This is a genomic window from Cryobacterium sp. TMT2-17-1, from assembly GCF_004402765.1.
Taxonomy (GTDB): Bacteria; Actinomycetota; Actinomycetes; order Actinomycetales; family Microbacteriaceae; genus Cryobacterium; species Cryobacterium sandaracinum.
Map to the genome: position 1 here is coordinate 19835 of NZ_SOGC01000014.1, position 20247 is coordinate 40081.

20 protein-coding genes and 1 pseudogene are annotated in these 20247 nt (G+C 63.4%); 15 read left to right on the forward strand and 6 right to left on the reverse strand.

The genetic code is table 11. The features are described 5' to 3' along the window. Positions 1 to 15 precede the first annotated feature (15 nt). Positions 16 to 720 carry a hypothetical protein gene (locus E3O47_RS03385; protein WP_134341958.1) on the reverse strand — a complete coding sequence of 235 codons (705 nt, stop codon included), beginning with the start codon at positions 718 to 720 and terminating at the stop codon, positions 16 to 18. Between the two features lie 284 nt (positions 721 to 1004). On the opposite strand from E3O47_RS03385, the gene E3O47_RS03390 reads away from it, so the two are divergent. From E3O47_RS03390 to E3O47_RS03400, 3 genes are all read left to right on the forward strand, one after another. Then, on the forward strand, positions 1005 to 1739 hold the full coding sequence (locus tag E3O47_RS03390) for an SDR family oxidoreductase (protein WP_134419500.1): 735 nt from the start codon (positions 1005 to 1007) through the stop codon (positions 1737 to 1739). Positions 1740 to 2135: 396 nt separating this feature from the next. Then, on the forward strand, positions 2136 to 2672 hold the full coding sequence (locus E3O47_RS03395; RefSeq protein ID WP_134341957.1) for a TQO small subunit DoxD: 537 nt from the start codon (positions 2136 to 2138) through the stop codon (positions 2670 to 2672). Then, positions 2669 to 3064 (forward strand): hypothetical protein, encoded by a 396-nt coding sequence (locus tag E3O47_RS03400; protein WP_104101606.1) that lies wholly within the window; start codon positions 2669 to 2671, stop codon positions 3062 to 3064. The genes E3O47_RS03395 and E3O47_RS03400 overlap by 4 nt, the downstream gene beginning before the upstream one ends. A gap of 18 nt (positions 3065 to 3082) precedes the next feature. On the opposite strand, the gene E3O47_RS16395 is transcribed toward E3O47_RS03400, so the two are convergent. Next, a complete protein-coding gene (locus tag E3O47_RS16395) occupies positions 3083 to 3310 on the reverse strand; it encodes a hypothetical protein (RefSeq protein ID WP_233191443.1) in 228 nt (75 codons plus the stop codon). A 348-nt stretch (positions 3311 to 3658) separates the two neighbouring features. Between E3O47_RS16395 and E3O47_RS16400 the strand changes: the two genes are divergently transcribed. The 7 genes and pseudogenes from E3O47_RS16400 to E3O47_RS03440 all read left to right on the forward strand — a co-directional run bounded on the left by E3O47_RS16400 (position 3659) and on the right by E3O47_RS03440 (position 11011). Then, positions 3659 to 4255, forward strand: coding sequence for an acyl-CoA dehydrogenase family protein (locus tag E3O47_RS16400; RefSeq protein WP_233191444.1), 597 nt, complete (start codon positions 3659 to 3661; stop codon positions 4253 to 4255). After that, positions 4252 to 5064, forward strand: a complete 813-nt coding sequence (locus tag E3O47_RS03410) for a PhnD/SsuA/transferrin family substrate-binding protein (RefSeq protein WP_104101612.1) — start codon at positions 4252 to 4254, stop codon at positions 5062 to 5064. The genes E3O47_RS16400 and E3O47_RS03410 overlap by 4 nt, the downstream gene beginning before the upstream one ends. Before the next feature lie 188 nt (positions 5065 to 5252). Then, the gene (locus tag E3O47_RS03415; RefSeq protein WP_198418017.1) at positions 5253 to 6080 is read left to right on the forward strand and encodes a radical SAM protein; all 828 of its coding nucleotides are present in this window, start codon (positions 5253 to 5255) and stop codon (positions 6078 to 6080) included. A 960-nt stretch (positions 6081 to 7040) separates the two neighbouring features. Beyond that, the gene (locus E3O47_RS03425) at positions 7041 to 9029 is read left to right on the forward strand and encodes an aconitate hydratase (RefSeq protein WP_134419502.1); all 1989 of its coding nucleotides are present in this window, start codon (positions 7041 to 7043) and stop codon (positions 9027 to 9029) included. A gap of 71 nt (positions 9030 to 9100) precedes the next feature. Then, positions 9101 to 9297: pseudogene (gene gltD, locus E3O47_RS16405) on the forward strand (glutamate synthase); the annotation flags it as partial. 200 nt (positions 9298 to 9497) lie between these two features. Beyond that, entirely contained in the window at positions 9498 to 10151 is a 654-nt protein-coding gene (locus tag E3O47_RS16850) for a DUF2249 domain-containing protein (RefSeq protein ID WP_194085915.1), read from the forward strand. A 278-nt stretch (positions 10152 to 10429) separates the two neighbouring features. Beyond that, positions 10430 to 11011: an IS30 family transposase gene (locus E3O47_RS03440; protein ID WP_134419504.1), complete on the forward strand. Its 582-nt coding sequence runs from the start codon at positions 10430 to 10432 to the stop codon at positions 11009 to 11011. Positions 11012 to 11368: 357 nt separating this feature from the next. On the opposite strand, the gene E3O47_RS03445 is transcribed toward E3O47_RS03440, so the two are convergent. Both E3O47_RS03445 and E3O47_RS03450 read right to left on the reverse strand, forming a co-directional pair. Continuing rightward, positions 11369 to 12295, reverse strand: coding sequence for an aldo/keto reductase (locus E3O47_RS03445; protein ID WP_104171202.1), 927 nt, complete (start codon positions 12293 to 12295; stop codon positions 11369 to 11371). 194 nt (positions 12296 to 12489) lie between these two features. Next, positions 12490 to 14442 (reverse strand): tandem-95 repeat protein, encoded by a 1953-nt coding sequence (locus tag E3O47_RS03450; protein WP_134419505.1) that lies wholly within the window; start codon positions 14440 to 14442, stop codon positions 12490 to 12492. Positions 14443 to 14855: 413 nt separating this feature from the next. Here E3O47_RS03450 and E3O47_RS03455 point away from each other — a divergent pair, with 413 nt between their 5' ends. Continuing rightward, the gene (locus tag E3O47_RS03455) at positions 14856 to 16232 is read left to right on the forward strand and encodes a serine hydrolase (RefSeq protein WP_134416652.1); all 1377 of its coding nucleotides are present in this window, start codon (positions 14856 to 14858) and stop codon (positions 16230 to 16232) included. Positions 16233 to 16555: 323 nt separating this feature from the next. Here E3O47_RS03455 and E3O47_RS03460 read toward each other — a convergent pair whose 3' ends face one another. Together E3O47_RS03460 and E3O47_RS03465 are read right to left on the reverse strand one after the other, a co-directional pair. Beyond that, on the reverse strand, positions 16556 to 16816 hold the full coding sequence (locus tag E3O47_RS03460) for a carbonic anhydrase family protein (RefSeq protein WP_134419506.1): 261 nt from the start codon (positions 16814 to 16816) through the stop codon (positions 16556 to 16558). Positions 16817 to 16858: 42 nt separating this feature from the next. Next, on the reverse strand, positions 16859 to 17317 hold the full coding sequence (locus E3O47_RS03465) for a carbonic anhydrase family protein (protein ID WP_134419507.1): 459 nt from the start codon (positions 17315 to 17317) through the stop codon (positions 16859 to 16861). Positions 17318 to 17545: 228 nt separating this feature from the next. Between E3O47_RS03465 and E3O47_RS03470 the strand changes: the two genes are divergently transcribed. The 4 genes from E3O47_RS03470 to E3O47_RS03485 all read left to right on the forward strand — a co-directional run bounded on the left by E3O47_RS03470 (position 17546) and on the right by E3O47_RS03485 (position 20116). Continuing rightward, entirely contained in the window at positions 17546 to 18112 is a 567-nt protein-coding gene (locus tag E3O47_RS03470; RefSeq protein WP_104101734.1) for a sigma-70 family RNA polymerase sigma factor, read from the forward strand. Next, on the forward strand, positions 18099 to 18707 hold the full coding sequence (locus E3O47_RS03475; protein ID WP_134373423.1) for a hypothetical protein: 609 nt from the start codon (positions 18099 to 18101) through the stop codon (positions 18705 to 18707). The genes E3O47_RS03470 and E3O47_RS03475 overlap by 14 nt, the downstream gene beginning before the upstream one ends. Positions 18708 to 18917: 210 nt before the next feature. Further along, positions 18918 to 19451 (forward strand): TetR/AcrR family transcriptional regulator, encoded by a 534-nt coding sequence (locus E3O47_RS03480; RefSeq protein WP_104101666.1) that lies wholly within the window; start codon positions 18918 to 18920, stop codon positions 19449 to 19451. After that, complete coding sequence (locus tag E3O47_RS03485) at positions 19448 to 20116, forward strand: GAP family protein (protein WP_104101668.1); 669 nt, start codon at positions 19448 to 19450, stop codon at positions 20114 to 20116. Before E3O47_RS03480 ends, E3O47_RS03485 begins: the two co-directional genes overlap by 4 nt. The last annotated feature ends 131 nt before the right edge of the window (positions 20117 to 20247 follow it).

Below are 20247 nucleotides of genomic sequence, written 5' to 3' on the forward strand. Positions count from 1 at the left end.
GCTCGCCGTCATCCACTAAGAATCTGAGGATGCTTCTGCGTCTACCCGGGCTGCGAATTCCTCCATGCCTGTGGCGATGTTCTCTTGTCGAGAGTCGTCATCTTCGGGGTTGTCAGGAGCGTCATACGGCCAAGACATGTACACGTTGGGGTCGATCACGAGGAACGCGGCCAGCGAGCTGCTCGGGATCGCTTCATAGTCGCGCACCTGCTCGTCTGACTGGTCCATGCCCATCCAGGCGATACCCGTGTTTTCTGGCAGGACAACCCAGCCTTGACCGCGGAACACCTCGGCGAGATCTGGTGGGACGCTGGCATGCACCTGAGCGAAACCGCGGGTGGTGAGGGCCGGTGCGAGAGTGTTGAGGAGTTCCCGGCACACCTGCGCGGATCCACCGGTGATCAGCAACTCGAAGACGGCGGTGCCGTGATCGCTGACGATTGCATCGTCGATGTCATCGTCGGTGGAGTCTTCGTCGAGCTGATTTTCGTCAACGTAGCTGTCCGGTTCGGTGACAAGAGCGCCGAGAAGCCGGCCGTCATCGGTTTCGGCGACGAGGGCCAAAGCCATGGACTCAATTTGGAGTTCGATGGTGTCGTCGAAATAGATCTCAGGCGCGTCATCGACTTCGGCCTGCGGGTGTTCAGCGAACAACGCGACGAAAGCGGTCCGATGCTTCTTATTGAGGCGTCGGACTCGGAAGCTCAGTTTCTCGCTCATGCTTGAGCCTCTCGACGATGTTCTGCGTGCTGTCATGCTCCGGTATCGGAACAATCGAATTTATCATGCGGGCCAGAGCAACATTGGCACTCAGCTCCACACCTCCTCGTCCTGACGCTCATCGTCAGGGGAGCATACTTCCGCTTCTATTTCTTGATCTCGTGCCGAGACGAAGAGTTTTCGCATGGCGCCAAGGTAGCCCGCTGCCAATGAACGTGGCTACTGTGGCGAGACGTTCGTCTTGCGATCCGAGCGGGGCGAGAAAAACAGAATCGAGACCGATCATGGGAAAACTCGACGGCAGGATCGCGCTGGTGACAGGCGGTTCCGTGGGTATGGGCGCGGCGGATGCGACGCTGCTGGCAGCAGAGGGAGCCCGGGTCATCGTGGCCGACATAGCCGATGACGCCGGACAGGCGCTGGCGGATTCGATTGGCGGCGTCTACCGACACCTCGACGTGGCAGACGAGGCGCAGTGGAAGCAGGTGGTGGCCGACGTCGACTCCACCGTCGGTCACATTGACATCCTCATCAACAACGCCGGAATCGTCGCATTCACGCCTGTTGCCACTACAGAGTTGGAGGAGTGGAACCGCGTCATCGGCATCAATCTGACCGGAGTCTTTCTGGGCATCCGCTCGGTCGCTGAATCAATGAAAGCTGCCGGCGGAGGCGTCATCGTCAACGTGTCGTCCACCGCGGGAATCATGGGCTACTCCAACCTGAGCGCCTACGTTGCCAGCAAGTGGGGAGTGCGCGGACTTACAAAAGCCGCGGCCCTGGATCTCGGCGCTGACAACGTCCGCGTAGTCTCGGTGCACCCTGGCGGCATCCGTACACCGATGACCGCGGGTATGGAAAGTTTGGAGATGTACGCGGGGCAGCCGATCCCGCGCATTGGCGAGCCTGAGGAGGTGGCGAAGCTGATTCTGTACCTGGTCGCCGACGCAACCTACTCCACGGGCACCGAATTCATCGCCGACGGCGGTGCGACGGTTGGGCAAGTCCTGAACGTGTGAGCGTCAGGTCGCCGGTTTCGACCCCTGCGGAGTGACGACCACCTTGCCGAGCGCACGCCCTTGTCTGAGGGCAGGGACGCCCATCCGGCGCCCGGTCAGCAGGCCAAGCGCAACGCCGATCGTCGCGACCCCAGAAGCGTGGGCACTGCTCCGCCAACGCAGAAATAGCGGCCGTCCGGAGCAAGCGCCTACCGTGACTGAATAGTCCAACTCGACGATTTGCTGCTTCAGTCGCTTTGTCTCGGCCTGCGCGTCAGAAGCCGTTTCCGAAAGGATGGCACAACACGGTCGGGCAGATGATGGGATTTCGATGGGAAGTTTTTTTGGGATTTTCCATCTTCTCGGTATTGCGGTTTGCTCTCCGTGCCGCTTGGATGCTGGAGATGAACGGTTCTCATGTCCCGAGTCAATGACGCGCCGGTTGTGGCGGTTCCCGTCTCCCGCGCGACAGGGGTTATGGTCGCGGTGCTCCGCGTCGGTGTTGCACTGATGTGGATCCAGAATGTCGCCTGGAAGATCCCTCCGGACTTCGGCCGAGCACAGGAGAACGGACTTTACTTCTGGGCGAGCCAGGCGATCGCCCATCCTGTTCTACCGCCCTACTCCTCACTCGTCGAAGCCGTCATCCTGCCCAATATCGAGGTCTTCGGGTGGTTCACCCTCCTCGTCGAAGGCGGACTCGGGGCTTTTCTGCTCATCGGCCTCGCCACGCGTTTCTGGGCTGTCGTCGGCATCGGCCAGACCCTGGCAATCACGCTTTCAGTACTTTTCGCCCCGAACGAATGGCACTGGTCGTACTATCTCATGGCGCTCGCTCACCTCGCGATCTTCGCGACCGCAGCTGGGCGAAGCTATGGAATCGACGGTGTCCTTCGCCAGCAGTGGGTGCAATCCTCAGGGCGCGCGGCCCGACTGATGATGAGGCTGTCATGAGGCGATCACCAGCCGGCTCGAGCGCCTTCGACCGCGCTAGCGTCCTTCTCGGCCTGGCCTCACTTGTGTTTGCGGGCTTTGTGTTCGGCGCCCAGCTTCCGACCGAATTCGACTTCGTGCACATCGGGGCAACTGGTGCTGTCGTTCTACTTGTGAGTGGCACACTCGCCATCGCCGGCGGTGCCACTCGGCGCCCCGCGCTCTACGCTGCCGCCGGTGTTCTGCTGACCGTCGCCGCGCTCGTGCAACTCGCAGGGCTCGCGGCGTCTTTCAGGCCGCTGGGGGGCGACGCCTCTACCATGGCGGTCACCGGTGGTCTCGGCCTCGGGCTTCTCATGCTCGCCCGCGCTGTCCGTTCGCTCATTCGCACCCACGATTCCGACGAAAGGTAAGCCGTAATGGACCTGAATTCACGCGTTCAGCCCGTGCTCGACGTTGCACGAACTCACGCCCACGCAGTAGATGCGGATGGGCGTTTTCCACATGAGGCCGTCGCGGCCCTGCGCGAGTCCGGTTTGCTCGGACTCACTCTGCCCACTGAGGTTGGTGGTCTTGGTGCGGGGCCACGCGAGCTCGTCGAGGTCATCAGCCAGCTTGCGGGAGCGTGCGGGTCGACCTCCATGATCTATCTGATGCATGTGAGCGCTTCCATGCCCGTCGCAGCCGCACCGCCAGCGGGGATGCCCGCACTCCTCGAGGATCTCGCCAGCGGTCGCTCTCTTGCCTCCCTCGCGTTCTCTGAAGCGGGTTCCCGCTCACACTTCTGGACTCCGGTGTCGCGCGCGACCTCGACGTCAGACGGAATGCATATTTCGGCGAAAAAGAGTTGGGTGACCTCCGCAGGCCACGCGGATGTCTACATCATCTCTACCGGGACTGCGGATGCCGAGACCGTCGACCTGTTCGCGGTCCCGGCAGATAGCCCGGGGCTCAGCGTTGACCGGCCGTGGAGCGGTATGGGATTGCGTGGGAACTCCTCGAGCCCGATGACCATCGACATGGATTCTTCCGAGGGATTCCGTCTCGGGACGGCCGGTAGCGGATTCGGGCTCATGATGAGTTCTGTTTTGCCGTGGTTCAATCTCGGCAACTCGGCTGTGTCTATCGGGCTCAGCCGTGCGGCCGTCGACGCAGCGGTGAGGCATACGGTGGGAACCCGGCTGGAGCATCTCGACCAAAGCCTGTCAGCGCTACCGACAATTCGGGCGCAGTTGGCGAAGATGTCAATCGATCTCGCGAATGCGAGCGCGTACCTTGATCGGGCCGCTGGTCGCGTGGCTGACCCGCAGGAGGATACCCCCCTATTCGTGCTCGGCAGCAAGGCATCATCGAACGATGCCGCACTGCGAATTACGGATGCCGCGATGCGCGTCTGCGGCGGTGCGGCGTTCTCGGAGCACCTGCAAATAGATCGGTACTTTCGCGATGCCCGCGCGGGCCACGTGATGGCTCCGACATCCGATGTGCTCTATGAGTTCTACGGCAGGGCGATCACTGGCCGCCCACTTTTCGACGCACCGGAAACCGTCGCGGCACCCGCCGCCCAAACTCGTGACACTGCCTCTACGGGTGCTGCAGCGTGAGTGCGCCCCTGATCATCGGCTCCGTTGCGTACTCTCCCAATGTCGTACCCATCTGGGAAGGGATGCGAGACTACTTCGCCGAGACCTCAACGCCGATCGACTTCATGCTGTTCTCAAATTATGCGAGTCTGGTGGACTCCCTCATCACGGGAACAATCGATCTCGCGTGGAATACCAACCTGGCCTGGGTGCGCACTGTCGCCCAGACGGATGGAGCATGCCGTGCACTCGCGTCCCGGGATACGGACCTTGTGTTCCAGACGGTGTTCGTCGCCCGAGCAGGCAGCGGTTTCACCGGGCTGGAGAGTCTTCGTGGACGTCGACTTGCCCTGGGGTCACGCGATTCAGCGCAAGCCGCCATCCTTCCCGTACATTTCCTGCGTGAGGCGGGGATCGGCGAAACGGATGTCGATCTCACTCGCATCAATAGCGATGTCGGGAAACACGGTGATACTGGCAGGAGCGAACTCGACGCCCTTCGCGCGGTGCTCGAGGATCGGGCGGATGCTGCGGCGATCGGCATCAACACGTGGCAAGCGATCGGTCGCGGTGAGCTCCTCCCCGGCGCGTTCGAGTCCTTCTGGATCTCCCCCGAGTACAGCCACTGCACCTTCACTGCCATGCCGTCGCTGACGATCGACCGGTCGGACGAGTGGGTGGCAAACCTATTCGCGATGGACTGGGAGAACCTCGAACATCAGCGAATCCTCGAGATGGAAGGCCTGCGGGCGTGGGTGTCGCCGAAACTTGACGGGTATGCCTCGCTCATCGCGGCCGTGCGGGAACAGAAAGTATCGGACCGATGGTGACCGCGAGCCCTCCGGTAGGCGCGGGCCTGCTCCTCGACCTGGTCGAGAACGTGAGCCGGGTGGCAACAGGCCGTACGGCTTCTGTCGACTTCGGGACATGCGATCGGGAGGCCGCCCTGGAACTCATCTCAGCGTGGTGCCTTTCGAGTGGGAATGAGATCGTCAGCATGGTGGGGTCGGCCATCACCGTGCTCCACGGCCGCTCGCCCGACCCGCTCGCCGGGCTCGATCCCGGTCAGCTCCCAGGATCCCGGGTCTGGGTATATACCAATTTCGATTGCAATCTGGCTTGCGACTATTGCTGCGTTCGGTCGTCTCCGAAGGCAGAGCGGAGAGCCATCGGAATGGATCGAGTCCGGCAGATCGCGCACGAGGCTGCAGATGCCGACGTCAAAGAGCTCATCCTCACCGGCGGAGAGCCGTTCTTGCTGAATGACCTCGACGAGTTGGTCAATGCCTGCACGAACAAACTGCCCACGACGTTGCTCACCAACGGCATGCTTTTTCACGGCAGGCGGCGCGAGCGCCTGCGTCGAATGGACCGCTCCCAGCTCGTGCTGCAGATCAGTCTCGACTCTGCCACATCCGAGATCCATGACAGCCACCGCGGCTCCGGGTCCTGGGCCAGGGCCGTCGCGGGCATCCAAATCGCACACGACGAGGGATTTCGAGTCAAGGTCGCAGCCACTTTGCCGGCCGACCAGATGCACGAACTCGCGCCGTTTCACGCCTTTCTCGATACTCTCGGTATCCTGCGGGACGACCAGGTAATCCGCGCACTCGCCCACCGCGGAGTCGCTGAATCCGGCATAGAACTGACCGTTGACTCGCTCATACCCGAGGTGACGATCACCGCCGACGGCGTTTACTGGCATCCCGTTGCCGCCGACCACGACGACCAATTCGTAACGGAAAACATCTTCCCGCTTGCAGATGCGATCGCTGAAGTGACCCGCCGATTCATCGCGCATCGCCGTTCCGCCAACGCAATCTCGGAATGGTTCCCCTGCGCGTGACCGTATCGGCTCGGCGAGCATCCGCGTGGTCTCGGTTCACCCGGGCGGCGAATTCAGGTGGTGTGTGCAACACCGGTTTGATTTGTTCGATTCGAGATTAGTATGGCGAGGTCTTCTGCGGGCGTTCGGTAGCCGTGGCGTGTGCGGGGCCGGCGGTTGAGCTCGGCGGCAACGTTCTCGAGGATCCCGGACCCTACGGCCTCTGGTGGGACCCTCCGGCCTCTGCGGTCGCTGTGTTGCCCGCCCTGACCGCAACGCGGCGGCAACCTCCAAGCGCAACGATCCACGACCTTGAACGTAGAGGGCCTGGTAGATCGTCTCGTGTGACACCTGCATCTCCAGATTCTTCGGATGCTCGACTTTCAGTCGACCCGCAACCTGTTCCGGGCTGAACCGATCAGTGAGCATCACGGTGACCTGTTCCCGTAACGCTAATCCGTCCAGGTTCCGGGCTCTTGGCCGCCGAGCCCGTGCCCAGGTCTGCTCCTGCGCGAGCGAGGGCACGTAGCGGCCGGCGGCCTGGTTGCTGGTCACCTCCCGACTGATCGTCGACGGCGCACGGCCCAGTGCCGCTGCGATGCGACGCACCCCGTGACCCCGGGCGAGCTGGAATCCGATCTCTTCTCGCTCTCGCAACGATCAAAGTCCGACACGGGCGACACTGAAATCCTGAACCGGTGATGGCAGCACCTTCTGATGCTCGCTTAACCACCGATACCCAGTAGGACGCGACACCCCCGCGGCCTGCGCCGCGACGGCGACCGACAGCCCCGCGTCCACCCCCTCCCAAAGCCCCGTCTTCCCGGTCCATCTTTCCAGTACAGAGGACGTCCATTCTCCCTGGAAAAGCTAGCCCCAGCGCCACGAGTGGCCTACCTTGGGGACGAGCGGAATACCCCGGAGGCCAATTCGCTACCGCCGTATGTCGGCGGGCACCGCTATCGAGTAAGGAAGCTCACCGTGGCATACAACGTCGCCCAGAAACTCATCGCGTCGCACCTGGTCTCCGGGGAGATGGTGCCGGGGACCGAAATCGGCCTGCACATCGACCAGACCCTCACCCAGGACGCGACCGGGACCCTGGTCATGCTGGAGTTGGAGGCGCTGGGACTGGATCGCGCGCGCACGGAGGTTTCCGTGCAGTACGTCGACCACAACCTGTTGCAGGCCGACAGCAAGAACGCGGAGGACCACGACTTTCTCCGCTCCGCCTGCCAACGGTTCGGCCTGTGGTTCTCGAAGGCCGGGAACGGGGTGTCGCACCCCACGCATATGCAGCGGTTCGGCATCCCCGGCAAGACGATGGTCGGCTCCGACAGCCACACCCCGGCCGCCGGCTCGCTGGGGATGCTGGCCATCGGCGTCGGCGGCACCGAGGTGGCCCTGGCCATAGCCGGCGAGCCCTTGTACATCAGGATGCCCGAAATCTGGGGCGTGAAGCTCACCGGACAACTGCCGCCGTGGACCAGTGCCAAAGACGTCATCCTCGAAATGCTGCGCCGGCACGGCGTCAAGGGCGGCGTCAACCGGATCATCGAATACTACGGCCCCGGCCTCGCCACCCTGACCGCGATGGATCGGCACGTGATCGCCAATATGGGCGCCGAACTGGGCGCGACCACCACCGTTTTCCCGGCCGACGCTCAGGTGCAAACCTTCCTGCGCGCCGAACAGCGCGAGCAGGATTTCACCGAACTGCTCGCGGACGAGGATGCGACCTACGACGTGACCGGGGAGATCGATTTGGCTTCTATCGTGCCGTTGATCGCGCTTCCCAGCTCGCCCGGCAATGTCGTGCCGGTGCGCGAAGTGGCGGGGCGCCCGGTGGGACAGGTCGTGATCGGGTCGTCCGCGAATCCGGGCCTGCGCGATTTCGCGATCGTGGCCGCGATCACGAAGGGGCGGCAGTCATTCCCCGGCCTGTCCCTCGACGTGAATCCCAGCTCCCGGCAGATTCTGCAGGACATGACCATTATGGGGGCCACCCTGGATCTGATCGGGGCGGGGGCTCGACTGCATCAGTCCGGCTGTATGGGCTGCATCGGCATGGGCCAGGCCCCAGCGAATGGCAGCATCAGCCTGCGCACGATGCCGCGCAACTTTCCCGGCCGCTCGGGCACCCAGGAAGACTCGGTCTACCTATGTTCGCCGGAGACGGGGGCCGCCGCCGCGCTGACGGGACAGATCACCGATCCGCGGGACCTGCCCGGGCTCTTCGGCTTGGAATATCCCCAGATCACACTTCCGGTGGTGTCGAGCGTGAACCTGGCGATGCTCGAGAAGCCCTTACCGCCGGAGGAATCCATAGCGGTGCACCTGGTCAAGGGCGAAAACATCTCCTCGTTGCCGGTCTTCGGACCGCTCTCCGAGCACATCGAGGCACCTGTCGCCCTGATCGTGGGCGATGACATTTCGACGGATGAGATCCTGCCGGCGGGTGCGCGCGTGCTCCCTTTCCGCAGCAACGTCCCCAAGCTCGCCGAATTCACCTTCGACCAAGTCGACCCGACCTACCCGACTCGCGCTGCCCAAACCCGAGATACGACCGGCCACATGATCGTCGCCGGTGCCAACTATGGGCAGGGCTCCTCTAGGGAGCACGCCGCGATCACCCCGCGCTTCCTAGGATTAAGGGTGGTGCTGGCGGTCTCGTTCGCACGCATCCACTGGCAGAACCTGGCCAACTTCGGCGCGCTGGCGCTCCAGTTCGCGGATGCGGCCGATCACGATCGCATCGCGCAGGATGACGTGCTCGTGCTCGACGGGATTCGTGAGGCTCTCTCGAACGGAACGGAGATCCTCGTGCGCAACACAACCCGTGATGAGGTCTACTCCGTGCGCCACGAACTCTCGACCCGGCAGATCGAGATGCTCCTCGTCGGTGGCCTCATCCCGTGGCTGCGCACCCGGAGCGCGCGCCGAGCCGCCGTTCCTGAGGAAACCAAATAGGCCAGCGCAGTGTCATTTTGCGGCAAATTTTCATTCTGTGACGGTAACCGCATCCAGTGCCCGACCATCTCAATGTCGCATGTGACGGTGAGTGCCAGACCAGCCACGAGGGCGTGTCCGTCGCCGGTGATGCCGGCCGGGGACAGTCGCTCATCGTCTGGGCCTTCACTGAAGGTCGCGCCGCAGCAGCAGCCGTCGATCGTTTCTTGGAGGTGAGACGCAGCTGCCCTCCCCAAGCCAACGGACCACCCCTTCGCCATCTAATTGACTTTCAACCCAACCGCGGCACTATGCGCCTAGACCGTGCGGAAAACGGAGATCAACAAGCATGAGATCCTCGAAAATCAGCAGACTCCACGCGCTGTCAGCGTGGCCGGCTCCGAACTGAGAACGGGCGGCACCGACCAGCCACGCGCGGCAATCACAGCACCGTTGACACGCGCACAGCGGTAGCGGAGCATGAGGGAAATGGAAGTTGAGAACGACATGCAAAAGAAGTCGCTCACCGCACTCGTGCGCCACCATCTCAATCACGCACGGGACGCATCCAGCGGTCGCAGCGCGGAGACCGTTTACGGCGGCCACGTGCACGTCCTCCGGCAAACGCTGATCGCGCTCCGTGCCGGGCGACGCCTTGGAGAACACGACAACCTGGCTGAAGCAACCGTGCAGGTCCTCGAGGGGCGGGTCGTTCTCACCTCGAGTGGCGCATCGTGGTCTGGATGGCGCGGGGACCTGATCACGATGCCGCCGGGCCGCAACTCGCTGGAGGCTGTCGAAGACGCGGTCATCCTGCTCACCGTGGCGAAGCTCATCGCTCCGGCGCGGCGTCCTCCGCCGATTGCACTCGGCAAGCCGACGGCAGATGGGGGCCGTGACGGGACGACCGAGGGGACGGACACCATCGTGCTCGACGCCCGCACCATCCCGCACGCCATCCGGCACGCGGCCGTCTTCGGCGCGCTCGACGCCGTTGTGCCGGGGTTCGCCCTGGACGTGATCGAACCGCACGACCCCCAACGGATGCTGGCGGAACTTCAGCAGAGCCAGCCAAACACTTTCGACGTGAGCTACATCGAACGAGGCCCGGAGCTCTGGCGGGTGCGTTTCAGCCGCGCTTAACCGACAGAGCCGACCGGTGAATTCGGGGAAGTTGTTGGTGGCCAGGAGGCGTTCGATCTCTTGGCGGCCGTCATCGCGCCAAGTGATTCCGTTCCACTCCAAATATTTCCCCACCTTGGCCGCCAGAATCGTCAACAGTACGCGGCACGCTGAGGAGCAACCAAACCACCTGCATTTCCAGTCAGGAGAACCGAATTCCCGTGGAGTAAACGCGATGGGGAGACCATCCCTGCGGATGATCTCACCGGAAACCGTGTGAATGGCGACTAGCTGAAGGAATCTCCACAGGCGCAACTGCTGCCCGCGTTCAACAGTGGAGACCCAGGCAGATCAGTCACCAGCTGCGGATCGATTTCCCGGGACAGCCCGAGATGGACGTCGTGCACGAAAGTATCTATCGGGCTCTGTATTCGCCGCACGCAAACGGGCTGTCCCGGGGAATGGCCCGTCACCTCCGAACCGGGCGCCGCGGGCGTCCGACCCACCGTCACACGACGAAACGGCGTTCGAGGTTCTCCGGCCCGCTGCTGGGCGAGCGCCCCGTTGAGGTCGACACCCGACTGGTTCCCGGCCATTGTGAAGGCGACCTCGTCTGCGGAACCTTTAACCGTTCAGCCATTGCGACCCTCGTGGAACGCACCACTGGCATGCTCCTGCTCGTGCACCTGAACGGCAAACGCGACGCCGCCACCGTCCGTGAACGCGTCGGTCAGGCCATGTCAGGGCCGCCGGCGCACCTACGAAAATCATTGATCTGGGACCAGGGTTCGGAAAGGGCTGAGTGTCTGCAGTTTCAGACCGAGACGAACATCCCGGTCGCGATGGTGATTTCCTGGTGTCGGGATATCTCCGCTCCCTGATCCCAGGTCGTCGAGCGGCGCAGCCTGCGTCGCGACGGCCACCGACAGCCCCGCGTCCAACTCCTCCCAAAGCGACAAACGAACGCTCAAAGGCGACAACGGTCGAGCCAACAACAACACCCCACAGAACTCAGTGTGTTGCGCTCACCACCTGAACTCGCCGACGACCTCATTGGCGTGATGTCCACCTTGCCGACGGCACGCCCTTCTCGGGTCATCATTGTCGACGTAGCGTAGGCGGGTGATTCCCGGCGGCACGGCCGACAAGCTGCACGACCCCTCGTGCAATTCATCGCGTCGCTGGCCGCCGGGGTTACCTGCATCTGGGGTCAGGAAGACGATGTGGAGCGCTCCTGTTTATGGGAGGACATGCCCAGCGGTCGTGAAGAGGCGGTACCACTCCTCACGGCTGAGCGGAATTTCGGACCCTGCGGCAGACTCCACCACTCGCGCGGGCTTGGTCGTCCCCAGGACCACCTGAATGTTGGCCGGGTGCCTGGTGATCCAGGCGACCGCGATCCCCGTCGGCGTGACCCCGTGGGCGGCGGCGATGTCATCGAGGGCGTCATTGAGCGGGCCGTAATTCTCCCGGTCGCCCACGAACACGCCGTCGAAGATGCCGCTCTGGAATGGCGACCAGGCCTGCAGGGTGATGTCGTTCAGTCTGCTGTACTCGAGGAGCCCGTTGTCGCGGTCAATCGACTGGTCCAGCCCTGCCATGTTGGCAGCAACTCCCTGCGCGATCAACGGTGCGTGGGTGATGCTCAGCTGCACCTGGTTGAAGGCCAGCGGCTGGTTGACCGAACGCTTCAGCAGTTCGATCACCCCGGGCGTCTGGTTGGAGACACCGAAGTTGCGCACCTTTCCCGCGGCGTGCAGCGCGTCGAACGCCGCAGCAACATCCTCGGGCTCGACCAGAGTGTCCGGACGGTGCAGCAGCAAGATATCCAGGTAGTCGATGTTCAGCGCCGCGAGAGACTCGTCGACCGAGCGGAGGATGTGCTCCTTGGAGAAATCGAAAAAGCCCTGACGGATGCCGACCTTTGACTGAATGATGACCGCCTCACGCTCTGCGTCCGTGAACGTGACCGCGTCACCGAACCGCTTTTCGCAGCCGTGCGCGCCACCGTAGATATCGGCGTGATCAAAGAAATTGATGCCGGCATCCCGCGCGGTGCCGACGAGAGCGCGGATCTCCTCATCGTCCATGTCCGAGATCCTCATCATCCCGAGAATGACATTGGATGCCTGCAGATTTGTACGCGGAGGGTTGTATATCTTCATCAGACCATCCTGCCCTACTTCGAATTTCTGCCAGCTCGCGCTCAAAGAAAAACCAAGGGGGAAGAGGGAGCCGAGAACCGAGTGAACTTTGCACCGTCAACGGACGCATGGAATCGTCAAAAGTGGTCGAGAGCGTGTTGGATCTGTCTTCACAAACAGCACTCATCTTGGGCCATCGCCTAGGTGGTGGTGAATCAATCTACTCGAAGAAGGTTTTCTGAGAAAGACCGGCGGCGTTTGCGGACGAGAAGAAGTCCCGTCAGGAAGAGCAGAGTCGCGAGAATTATCGGTTGGCCAGGGTCGGCGCCCGTGGCTGCGAGAGATCGACCAGCATCGACTGGCGGGCCGCCTACCACGCCGACCTTCACTGTGACAGTGGCGGTGTCGCAATTGCCGTCAACGTCACAAACTTTGTAGGTGAAGGAGTCGGTGCCGGTGTAGCTGGAGTCGGGCGAATAAGTTACCTCTCCGACATCAGGGTCAACATCGACGGTGCCGTGGCTGGGGCCGGCAACGATCGAGACCGAAGTCGGGTCAAGATCACCATCACGGTCAGTGTCATTGTCGAGGACATCGATGACTACTGGTTTGCCGGTAGTCGTGGTCACGTCGTTGTCTGCAGCAACTGGTGGCGTACTGGTTGCCGGAGGAGCCGTAACCCTGACTGTGACGATTGCGGTGTCGCAACGGTCTGTGGTGTCGCAGATCTCATACGTAAACGTATCGGTCCCCGTGTACAACGAGTCCGCGGTGTATCTGATCTCACCAGAAACAGGGTCGACCGAGAAGGCACCGTGTGATGGCGCCACAGTCACCGACACGGTCGTGACATCGAGATTTGCGTCGACGTCCGAATCGTTGTCCGCGACATCAATCACTAATGTGACACCGGAGACGGCCGGCGAGCTGTCATCAACAGCCACCGGCGAAGACTGAACCACCGGAACTGCAGTGACGTTGAGGGTCACCGTGGCGGTGTCACACACCGGTCGACCATCACAAATGCGGTACTCGAACGAGTCCGAGCCGACATACGAACCCGACGGCGTGTACGTGACAACACCCGTGGTCGCGTTGACCGACGTCGTCCCGTGGGCAGGCGGTGTCGTGACCACGACCGATGTCAGATCCAGGTCGCCATCAACATCAGTGTCATTCGCCGGAACATCAACCGTACGGGCCACCCCAGAAGTCGCCGCAAACGGCCCATCATCAACAGCCACCGGCGAAGACTGAACCACCGGGTTCGTGGCGGTGACGGACTTGGTATACGTGCCGAGATCGGAGTTGTAGTGGTACGAGGAGCCCGAATAGTCGTAGATGTTTGCATTGACAAGACCGGTACCTGGAGCTTTTACCAAGGCTGTGACCGTGACCACGATCGAGTTGCCGCCTGCCTTGCCCGTCCCTAGACAGGACCTGTAGGACCCACTTGTCGTAACCGGGTCCCATGTGCACGCGTTGGCGTAGAAACCGGCGGTCGGCGGACCGCCAGCCCCTGTTTCTGGCTGCGTATAGGTGCCAGTCACGGACAGAATTTCAAAAATGGTGCCGTCAAGTGAGGGCCCAGCGGACAGCTGCTCGTAACCCTGTGTGGCAGTCTTTCCCGTCAGTGAGTAGCTGACTGTCTGACCGACAACAACATTTGTCGGTCCTGTCACGGAGGTCACTGCGTTGCGGTTTTGAGAGACGAGCTTCTCAACGTAAATCTCGCGTGTCGTCGGGGTGCTCACGGTGGTGACTCCCGGGGCCGCAGCCGAAATCGTGAAGCCACGTTTGGCGTTGTAGGCCGCCGCATCGCGTGTGATCTCGACCGTCCACCATAGCTTCGTGCACGAATTGGCAGCGATAGCGGGAACACTTTTTGTCGCAGTGCTGTCGAGATTGATGTAGGTATTGGCAGTCGTCCAATTCCATGCCACGTCAACACCGCTAACCGCCGTGCCGGTTACGTTGCATACCTTGGCACCAACCGAAAATTGGTTGGGCCCTGACGTAACACTGTTGCTGTCCAACCCGACGACGTTCCACTCGGTGGGGGTGATCGTTAGCGAATTAGTAGCGGCAGAAGCGGGTGAAACGCACACAGCGAGAATAATGGCGCTCAGGGCCGTGATCGCACCAACGCGAAATTTGACAGGAATCAAGACAGGGGCCTTTTGCTAGTCGGGTTTCTCGAGGGTGCAAGTTCCTCCGAGCAAGACCATGCCGCCGCTAGGTGTCGGTGGCGAGATCTTGAAGATCCTGTCAATAAGGGTCCGGACTGTACATACCCCAGTTAGGGACTGTGCGGAAGCCGGATTGAGCCAAACACATCGCATCCGACGAGACCGGTGGAACACCGCTACGGGCCCGACGGTCTCGGTATGGGCCACATACTGCCCGAGGGGGGCGATTCGCTTAGCATTTAAGATAATCCGACGCGCGTGAACAGGGGCAAACTTGAACCAACCTCCGAGCGATCTCAAGACTTTTTTCGACCGGGCCGATTGGATGCGCAACTTCAGCAAGCCGTCCGAGCCCGAGTACCCGAATCCGTTCGACCCGGCACAATTGAACCATGACCCCGCTCCCCCGCAGCACCCCCGAGGCCGAGGGAATCTCCTCCGCCGCCATTCTCGATTTCATCGCCGCGGCGGAGGCGCAGCTCGAGAGCCTGCACAGCCTCATGGTCGTTCGACACGGTTGCGTCATTGCGGAGGGCTGGTGGTATCCCTTCGCGGCGCAGCATCCGCACCTCATGTTCTCGGTGAGCAAGAGCTTCACCTCGACCGCCGTCGGGCTCGCCATCGGCGAGGGCCGGCTCACATTCGACGACCTCGTCGTCGACCTGCTACCAGACGACCTGCCCAAGCAGATCCACCCGCACCTGGCCGCGCTGACTGTGCGCCATCTGCTCACCATGACCACGGGGCATCCGACCGATACGGTGTCCCTCGCCGACGACTCGCACGGTGACAACTGGGCGCGCACCATCCTGGCCCAGCCCCTCGAGTTCGCGCCGGGCACCCACTACGTCTACAACAGCGGCGCGAGCTACCTGCTCTCGGCGATCCTGCAGCGGCTCACCGGAGAGCGTCTGTTCGACTACCTCACCCCGCGGCTGTTCGACCCGCTCGGCATCATCGGCGCCACGTGGGAGTCCTGCCCGCGCGGCATCGACGCCGGCGGCTGGGGGCTCTCCCTCACGACCGAGCAGCTCGCGACCTTCGGCCAGCTGCTGCTGCAACGCGGCGAATGGAACGGCACGCGACTCGTGCCGGCGGAGTGGATCGACGAGGCCACCCGGGTGCAGGTGGACACGTCGGGCACCGAGCACGACGTCGACGGCCGTCAGGGCTACGGCTACCAGTTCTGGCGGAACCGGCCGACCGGTTACCGCGCTGACGGAGCGTTCGGTCAGGTCTGCCTCGTGCTTCCAGAAACGGATGCCGTGGTCGTGCTGACTGCGGCGCTCCCGACCGCGCAGCGCGCGCTCGATCTCGTCTGGGAACACCTGCTGCCCGCTTTCACCGACCAGCCGCTCGCAGAGATACCGAGTGGTCTTGCCGGAAAGCTGGCGGGCCTCACCCTGCCGACCGTCGTGGGCGAACCCACGTCACAGACGGCGGCGCGGGTGGCGGGCGTCCGCTTCGACTTCGACGATGCGGACGTGACCGCGGTAACTTTCGAGCCGGGACTGCTCACGATCATCCGTGGCGGCGTGGGCCGGCGGCTAGCCTTCGGCCACGGCGAATGGGTGGCATCCGCCGATGCCCGGGTACTGGCGAGCGGCGCGTGGGTCTCCCCCAGCACTCTGGTCGTGCGGGCGCACAACGTGGGCACGCCGTTCTCGCGCACGTACACGCTCGAGTTTCGGGATGACGCGTTGACCCTCGACATCGAGCAGAGCGTGGCGTTCGGGGATCCGCCCCCTACTCGCCTGGTCAGCCGGTAGCTGTGCAGATCCCCGTGGTTCCGTGCCTGAACGTGCCTGCATGATGGCGATCGTGAGGAGACACGGCCAACTACACGGCGTTCCGTATGAATCCGCGCAGATAGGCGCGAAGGACTGGATCACAGACATAGACGATTTCGTGGCGGACTGAAATTTCGTCCATGCCGCAAACCTAGCAGTGTCGAGTTCCATCGGACTTTGGCGGCAGATGCGAGGCCTTCCAGCGAAGCCTTGCCGCTGGCCAACTTCAGCCTGCCCACAATCGCCACTTATGGGTTCCGGGCCCGGAAGCCCCGGCGCGCTGGCCCGGAACGACCCGGCCGCTACCCCTCGATCCCGAGCTTCACGGATCCGCCAACCACATCCCGGTCCCCCAGCGGCTGCGCCGGCCGTGCATTGTGACTGTTTGCGCCTTCAAGTGTACCGATCTGCTCCGCCAACATCGAGATCGGCGTGCTCGTCACGACCCACTGCACATCCTCGGTGCACGGCGGTGTGGTCAGACTGCCCGAGTACTCGTAGTTGTCCAGCGTCCGCGGCAGCACGGCCGCGATATCCATTGTCACGTCCTCGTCGTCAGCCATATGCGTGGCCGCGTCGACGAACGGCGCCAGGACGCCGGATGTTTACCCCTCGGCCACGAGGATGCCCAGCACCAGTGGATTGCCAGCCGCATCCGCGTGCACCAGGTGCAGCTCGGCCGCCGCCGGCTGGCCGTTCACGGTGTGCTCCGACGGCACGTGGGCGTGCATCTGCTGCAGACTGTACTCGTCGCCGGCGAAAGTCAGGGTCTCGCCCTCGCCGTCGGCCTCGAACTCCACCGCGTGCCCGGTGTCGAACACATCGGCCTCCGCGTCCTCCGCGCTCAGCTGGATGACCGAGCTCGGTGCGGGCATGGTCGCGGGCAGGTCGATCGAGGACTGGGCGGTGCCCGCGCCGCAGGCCGCGAAGCCGGGGTCCACCTCCGCCCACGATGCCGGTCCGCTCGCGCCGTCGCAAGACCATCGCGCCGGCTCCGCCACCGGTGGCTTGCTCGACTCCGGCGTGGGCTGGGCGCAGCCGACAAGGGTGATCGCGGCCACCATGAGAGCTGAGGTGATGAGCCAAGGTCGTGCGGACCTGGGAACTCCTGGAAAACGGCATAGAAAAACGCCACACCGAACATGTGGCGTGACCACTCTTGTGACAGAGCTGCTTTCCCGAATTATCCTCTCGCTGCACCCGGTCTACGGTCACCGCCGATCTCCTGCAGTGCGAAAGCACCTCGCCTGAAATCCCCACGCCCCTGCCGGACATCCCTCAGTATGAGAGTTGTGACCGACACCGATCGCGAGAAGCGAATGCATAACCTCGCCGTGCTCGTCGTCGACCCTGTGCGCCGCTATCTGCACCGCCGCACCGACGCCGCGACGGCCGACGACGTGATCGGCGACACTCTGCTGGTGTGCTGGCGCCGCCTCGACGAGGTGCCCGACGACGCACTTCCCTGGGCGATCGTCGTCGCTCGACAGTGCCTCAGCAACGCTCAACGCGCCGAGCGCCGGCGCATCCGTCTCATCGGCCGCATCATTGCCATCGACCCGCCGCCGGCCGCTGCGGACGAGAACCCCGCAGCATCCACCGTCGATGGCGCCGCCAAGACGGCCCGCGTGACCACCGCCCTCGCCGGCCTGCGTCGAAACGACGCGGAGATCCTGCGGCTGTGGGCATGGGACGAGCTGAAAAGCCCGCAGATTGCCGTCGTGCTCGGCATCAGCGCGAACGCAGCGGCGATCCGCCTACACCGTGCGAAGGCTCGCCTCAAGCAGGAGCTACTGAAATCCGGCGACCCGACCGGACATGTACCGTACGACGAAGGGAGCGAAGATGCACGACGATGACCGTGCGCTGCGCGATCAGCTGCGTGCCGCCGATCCGGCCCGCACGCTGCCCCCTGCCTCGCCGACATGGCTCGACCACAGAATGGAGCAGATCATGACCGACCAATCCCCTATCACCACGACCGTCACCCCCACGGCGCCGCGACGCGCCTTGCGGCGGTGGATGCCGGTGGTCGGCATCGCCTCCGGCCTCGCCATCGCCGCCGCAATCGTCGTGCCCCTCGTCGTCGTCGGCCCGGAGCCCACCGTCGAGGCGTTGCAGCCTCCCATGGACGGAGGCCTCGCGAGCGGCAGCTGCCTCAGGCTCGAGCCGGCGACCGTCGCGGCGCAGGAGCAGGCGTTCGCCGCGACGGTGCTGCAGATCCAGGGCGACACCGTTCTGCTGGAGGTCAGGGAGCGCTTCGCTGGCGACGTCGCCGACCGCGTGGAGGTAACGCAGGTCGACGCGATGACCTCCGACTTCTCGGGCGTGCCCTTCGTGGTCGGCCAGAGCTACCTCGTCGGCGCAGTCGATGGAACGATCACCGGCTGCGGCGTCACCGGGGCCGACAGCGCTGAGCTTCGCGCGGTCTACGACGCAGCGTTCCCTGGCTGATCCACGCCCGCGAGCGGATGACGGGACCGGTGCCGGAATCGTCACATCTGGTTTCGGACCCCGCGGCGGTCAGTGAGACCGTTGTGTCGTGCCCCGGAAGAAAACGAGTTTGCCGGATGCGACAGTAACTCACTGCTGCGCCGGGATAATCTCCTGGCCGATCAACAACGATGTCCGACCGACCGGTCGGTTCGCATCTAGGATGGTCCCATGGATCGTCGGTCACTTATTCTCAGCGCAGCCCGAAACCTCACTCTCGAGCGCGGTGTTGTGCCGTCCTTGAACAGCACCGCGAGTGCTGCGGGGGTGTCGAAGGGCGGACTGATCCATCATTTTCCTTCGCGCGCGGCTCTTGTTCAGGGCTTGGCCATCGGGGCGTTGGAGGAGCTCGACGTAGCGATGCTTGCGGCGTCGATGGAGGGCCGGGCGGCGGAAGCCTGGCTCAGGCTTTCCGTGCCGACGGGTGATGACGTGGCTCTGTTCCGAGCTTTAGCGGTCGCGCACCGGGCGGTCGAGTCGCCGGGTGATGACGTCGCTACCGCCGCGCAGGAAGCCGGCTCTCGGTGGGAGGCCATGATTCAGAAGGAAACGGGCGACGTCACACGCGCGCGGGTGATCCGCCTCGTCGGTGACGGACTCGCAGCCAACGTGATCGCCGGCATCGAGCCTGCCCCCACCCCCGCACAACTCGACGCACTCCTCGACGCCCTGATCCCTCGACCCGGTGGTGCGTCAAGACAATGAGTGGAGCGCTACTGGGCGCGATTGCCGGCCTAGCGGCCCTCGACGCCTTCAATCCTGCGACCATCGTCGCCGTCACACTCATCCTGCTTGTTGCACCCAGTCGGCCCGGACTAACGGCACTGGTGACCATTCTCGGCGCGGCCACAACCGTGTTCGTGGCGGGTGCAGCACTGTTTCTCGGCGCTAGCGCAGCCGCAGGCGCCGTCGGCGGCATTGTGCTCGCGCTGCGCTATGTCGCCTTCGGGGCAGCGGGAGCCGCGGTGGTTATCGCTGGCGTTCGACGCTTCCGAACCCGACCCCGCAAACCCATCGAACTGCCCACGTGGTTTACCCCGTGGACTGCATTCCCTTTTGGCGCACTACTCACGGCCGCCGATCTGCCCAACGCGTTCCCCTACTTCATCGCTATCGAAAGGCTCCTCGACGCGCAAGCCAGCACAGGTGAAGCGCTCCTGGTGCTGGCCGGGTATACGGTCATCTACTGCCTACCCTGCCTAACGCTCCTAGTCATCGGCCTGCTCTCTCGCCAACGAACCCATGCGCTCCTGGCCCGCATCACCAACAGACTCGGAACCGGAGACGTCCCAGCGTCACATCCGGCGGCGATCGCGCTCATGACCCTTGGTCTCTTCGTCGGGACTCTGCCTCTCTGGGCTCTCAGCTAACATCGTCCGCCCCTTCTTTCTGGGTCTTCATCCTGTCTGGCCATTCGCGACGCATGGGTCCACTACCTCCTCGGTAGCTTCATCGAAGTGGTACTTCTCATCGCCATTGCCGTAACCGCATGGAAGTGGCC

Coding starts and splice junctions, on each gene's coding strand:
- E3O47_RS03385 (WP_134341958.1), bottom strand. CDS start 720: ATGAGCGAGAAACTGAGCTTCCGAGTCCGACGCCTCAATAAGAAGCAT.
- E3O47_RS03390 (WP_134419500.1), top strand. CDS start 1,005: ATGGGAAAACTCGACGGCAGGATCGCGCTGGTGACAGGCGGTTCCGTG.
- E3O47_RS03395 (WP_134341957.1), top strand. CDS start 2,136: ATGTCCCGAGTCAATGACGCGCCGGTTGTGGCGGTTCCCGTCTCCCGC.
- E3O47_RS03400 (WP_104101606.1), top strand. CDS start 2,669: ATGAGGCGATCACCAGCCGGCTCGAGCGCCTTCGACCGCGCTAGCGTC.
- E3O47_RS16395 (WP_233191443.1), bottom strand. CDS start 3,310: ATGCATCAGATAGATCATGGAGGTCGACCCGCACGCTCCCGCAAGCTG.
- E3O47_RS16400 (WP_233191444.1), top strand. CDS start 3,659: ATGACCATCGACATGGATTCTTCCGAGGGATTCCGTCTCGGGACGGCC.
- E3O47_RS16850 (WP_194085915.1), top strand. CDS start 9,498: ATGGAAGTTGAGAACGACATGCAAAAGAAGTCGCTCACCGCACTCGTG.
- E3O47_RS03445 (WP_104171202.1), bottom strand. CDS start 12,295: ATGAAGATATACAACCCTCCGCGTACAAATCTGCAGGCATCCAATGTC.
- E3O47_RS03455 (WP_134416652.1), top strand. CDS start 14,856: ATGACCCCGCTCCCCCGCAGCACCCCCGAGGCCGAGGGAATCTCCTCC.
- E3O47_RS03460 (WP_134419506.1), bottom strand. CDS start 16,816: ATGGCTGACGACGAGGACGTGACAATGGATATCGCGGCCGTGCTGCCG.
- E3O47_RS03465 (WP_134419507.1), bottom strand. CDS start 17,317: ATGGTGGCCGCGATCACCCTTGTCGGCTGCGCCCAGCCCACGCCGGAG.
- E3O47_RS03475 (WP_134373423.1), top strand. CDS start 18,099: ATGCACGACGATGACCGTGCGCTGCGCGATCAGCTGCGTGCCGCCGAT.
- E3O47_RS03480 (WP_104101666.1), top strand. CDS start 18,918: ATGGATCGTCGGTCACTTATTCTCAGCGCAGCCCGAAACCTCACTCTC.
- E3O47_RS03485 (WP_104101668.1), top strand. CDS start 19,448: ATGAGTGGAGCGCTACTGGGCGCGATTGCCGGCCTAGCGGCCCTCGAC.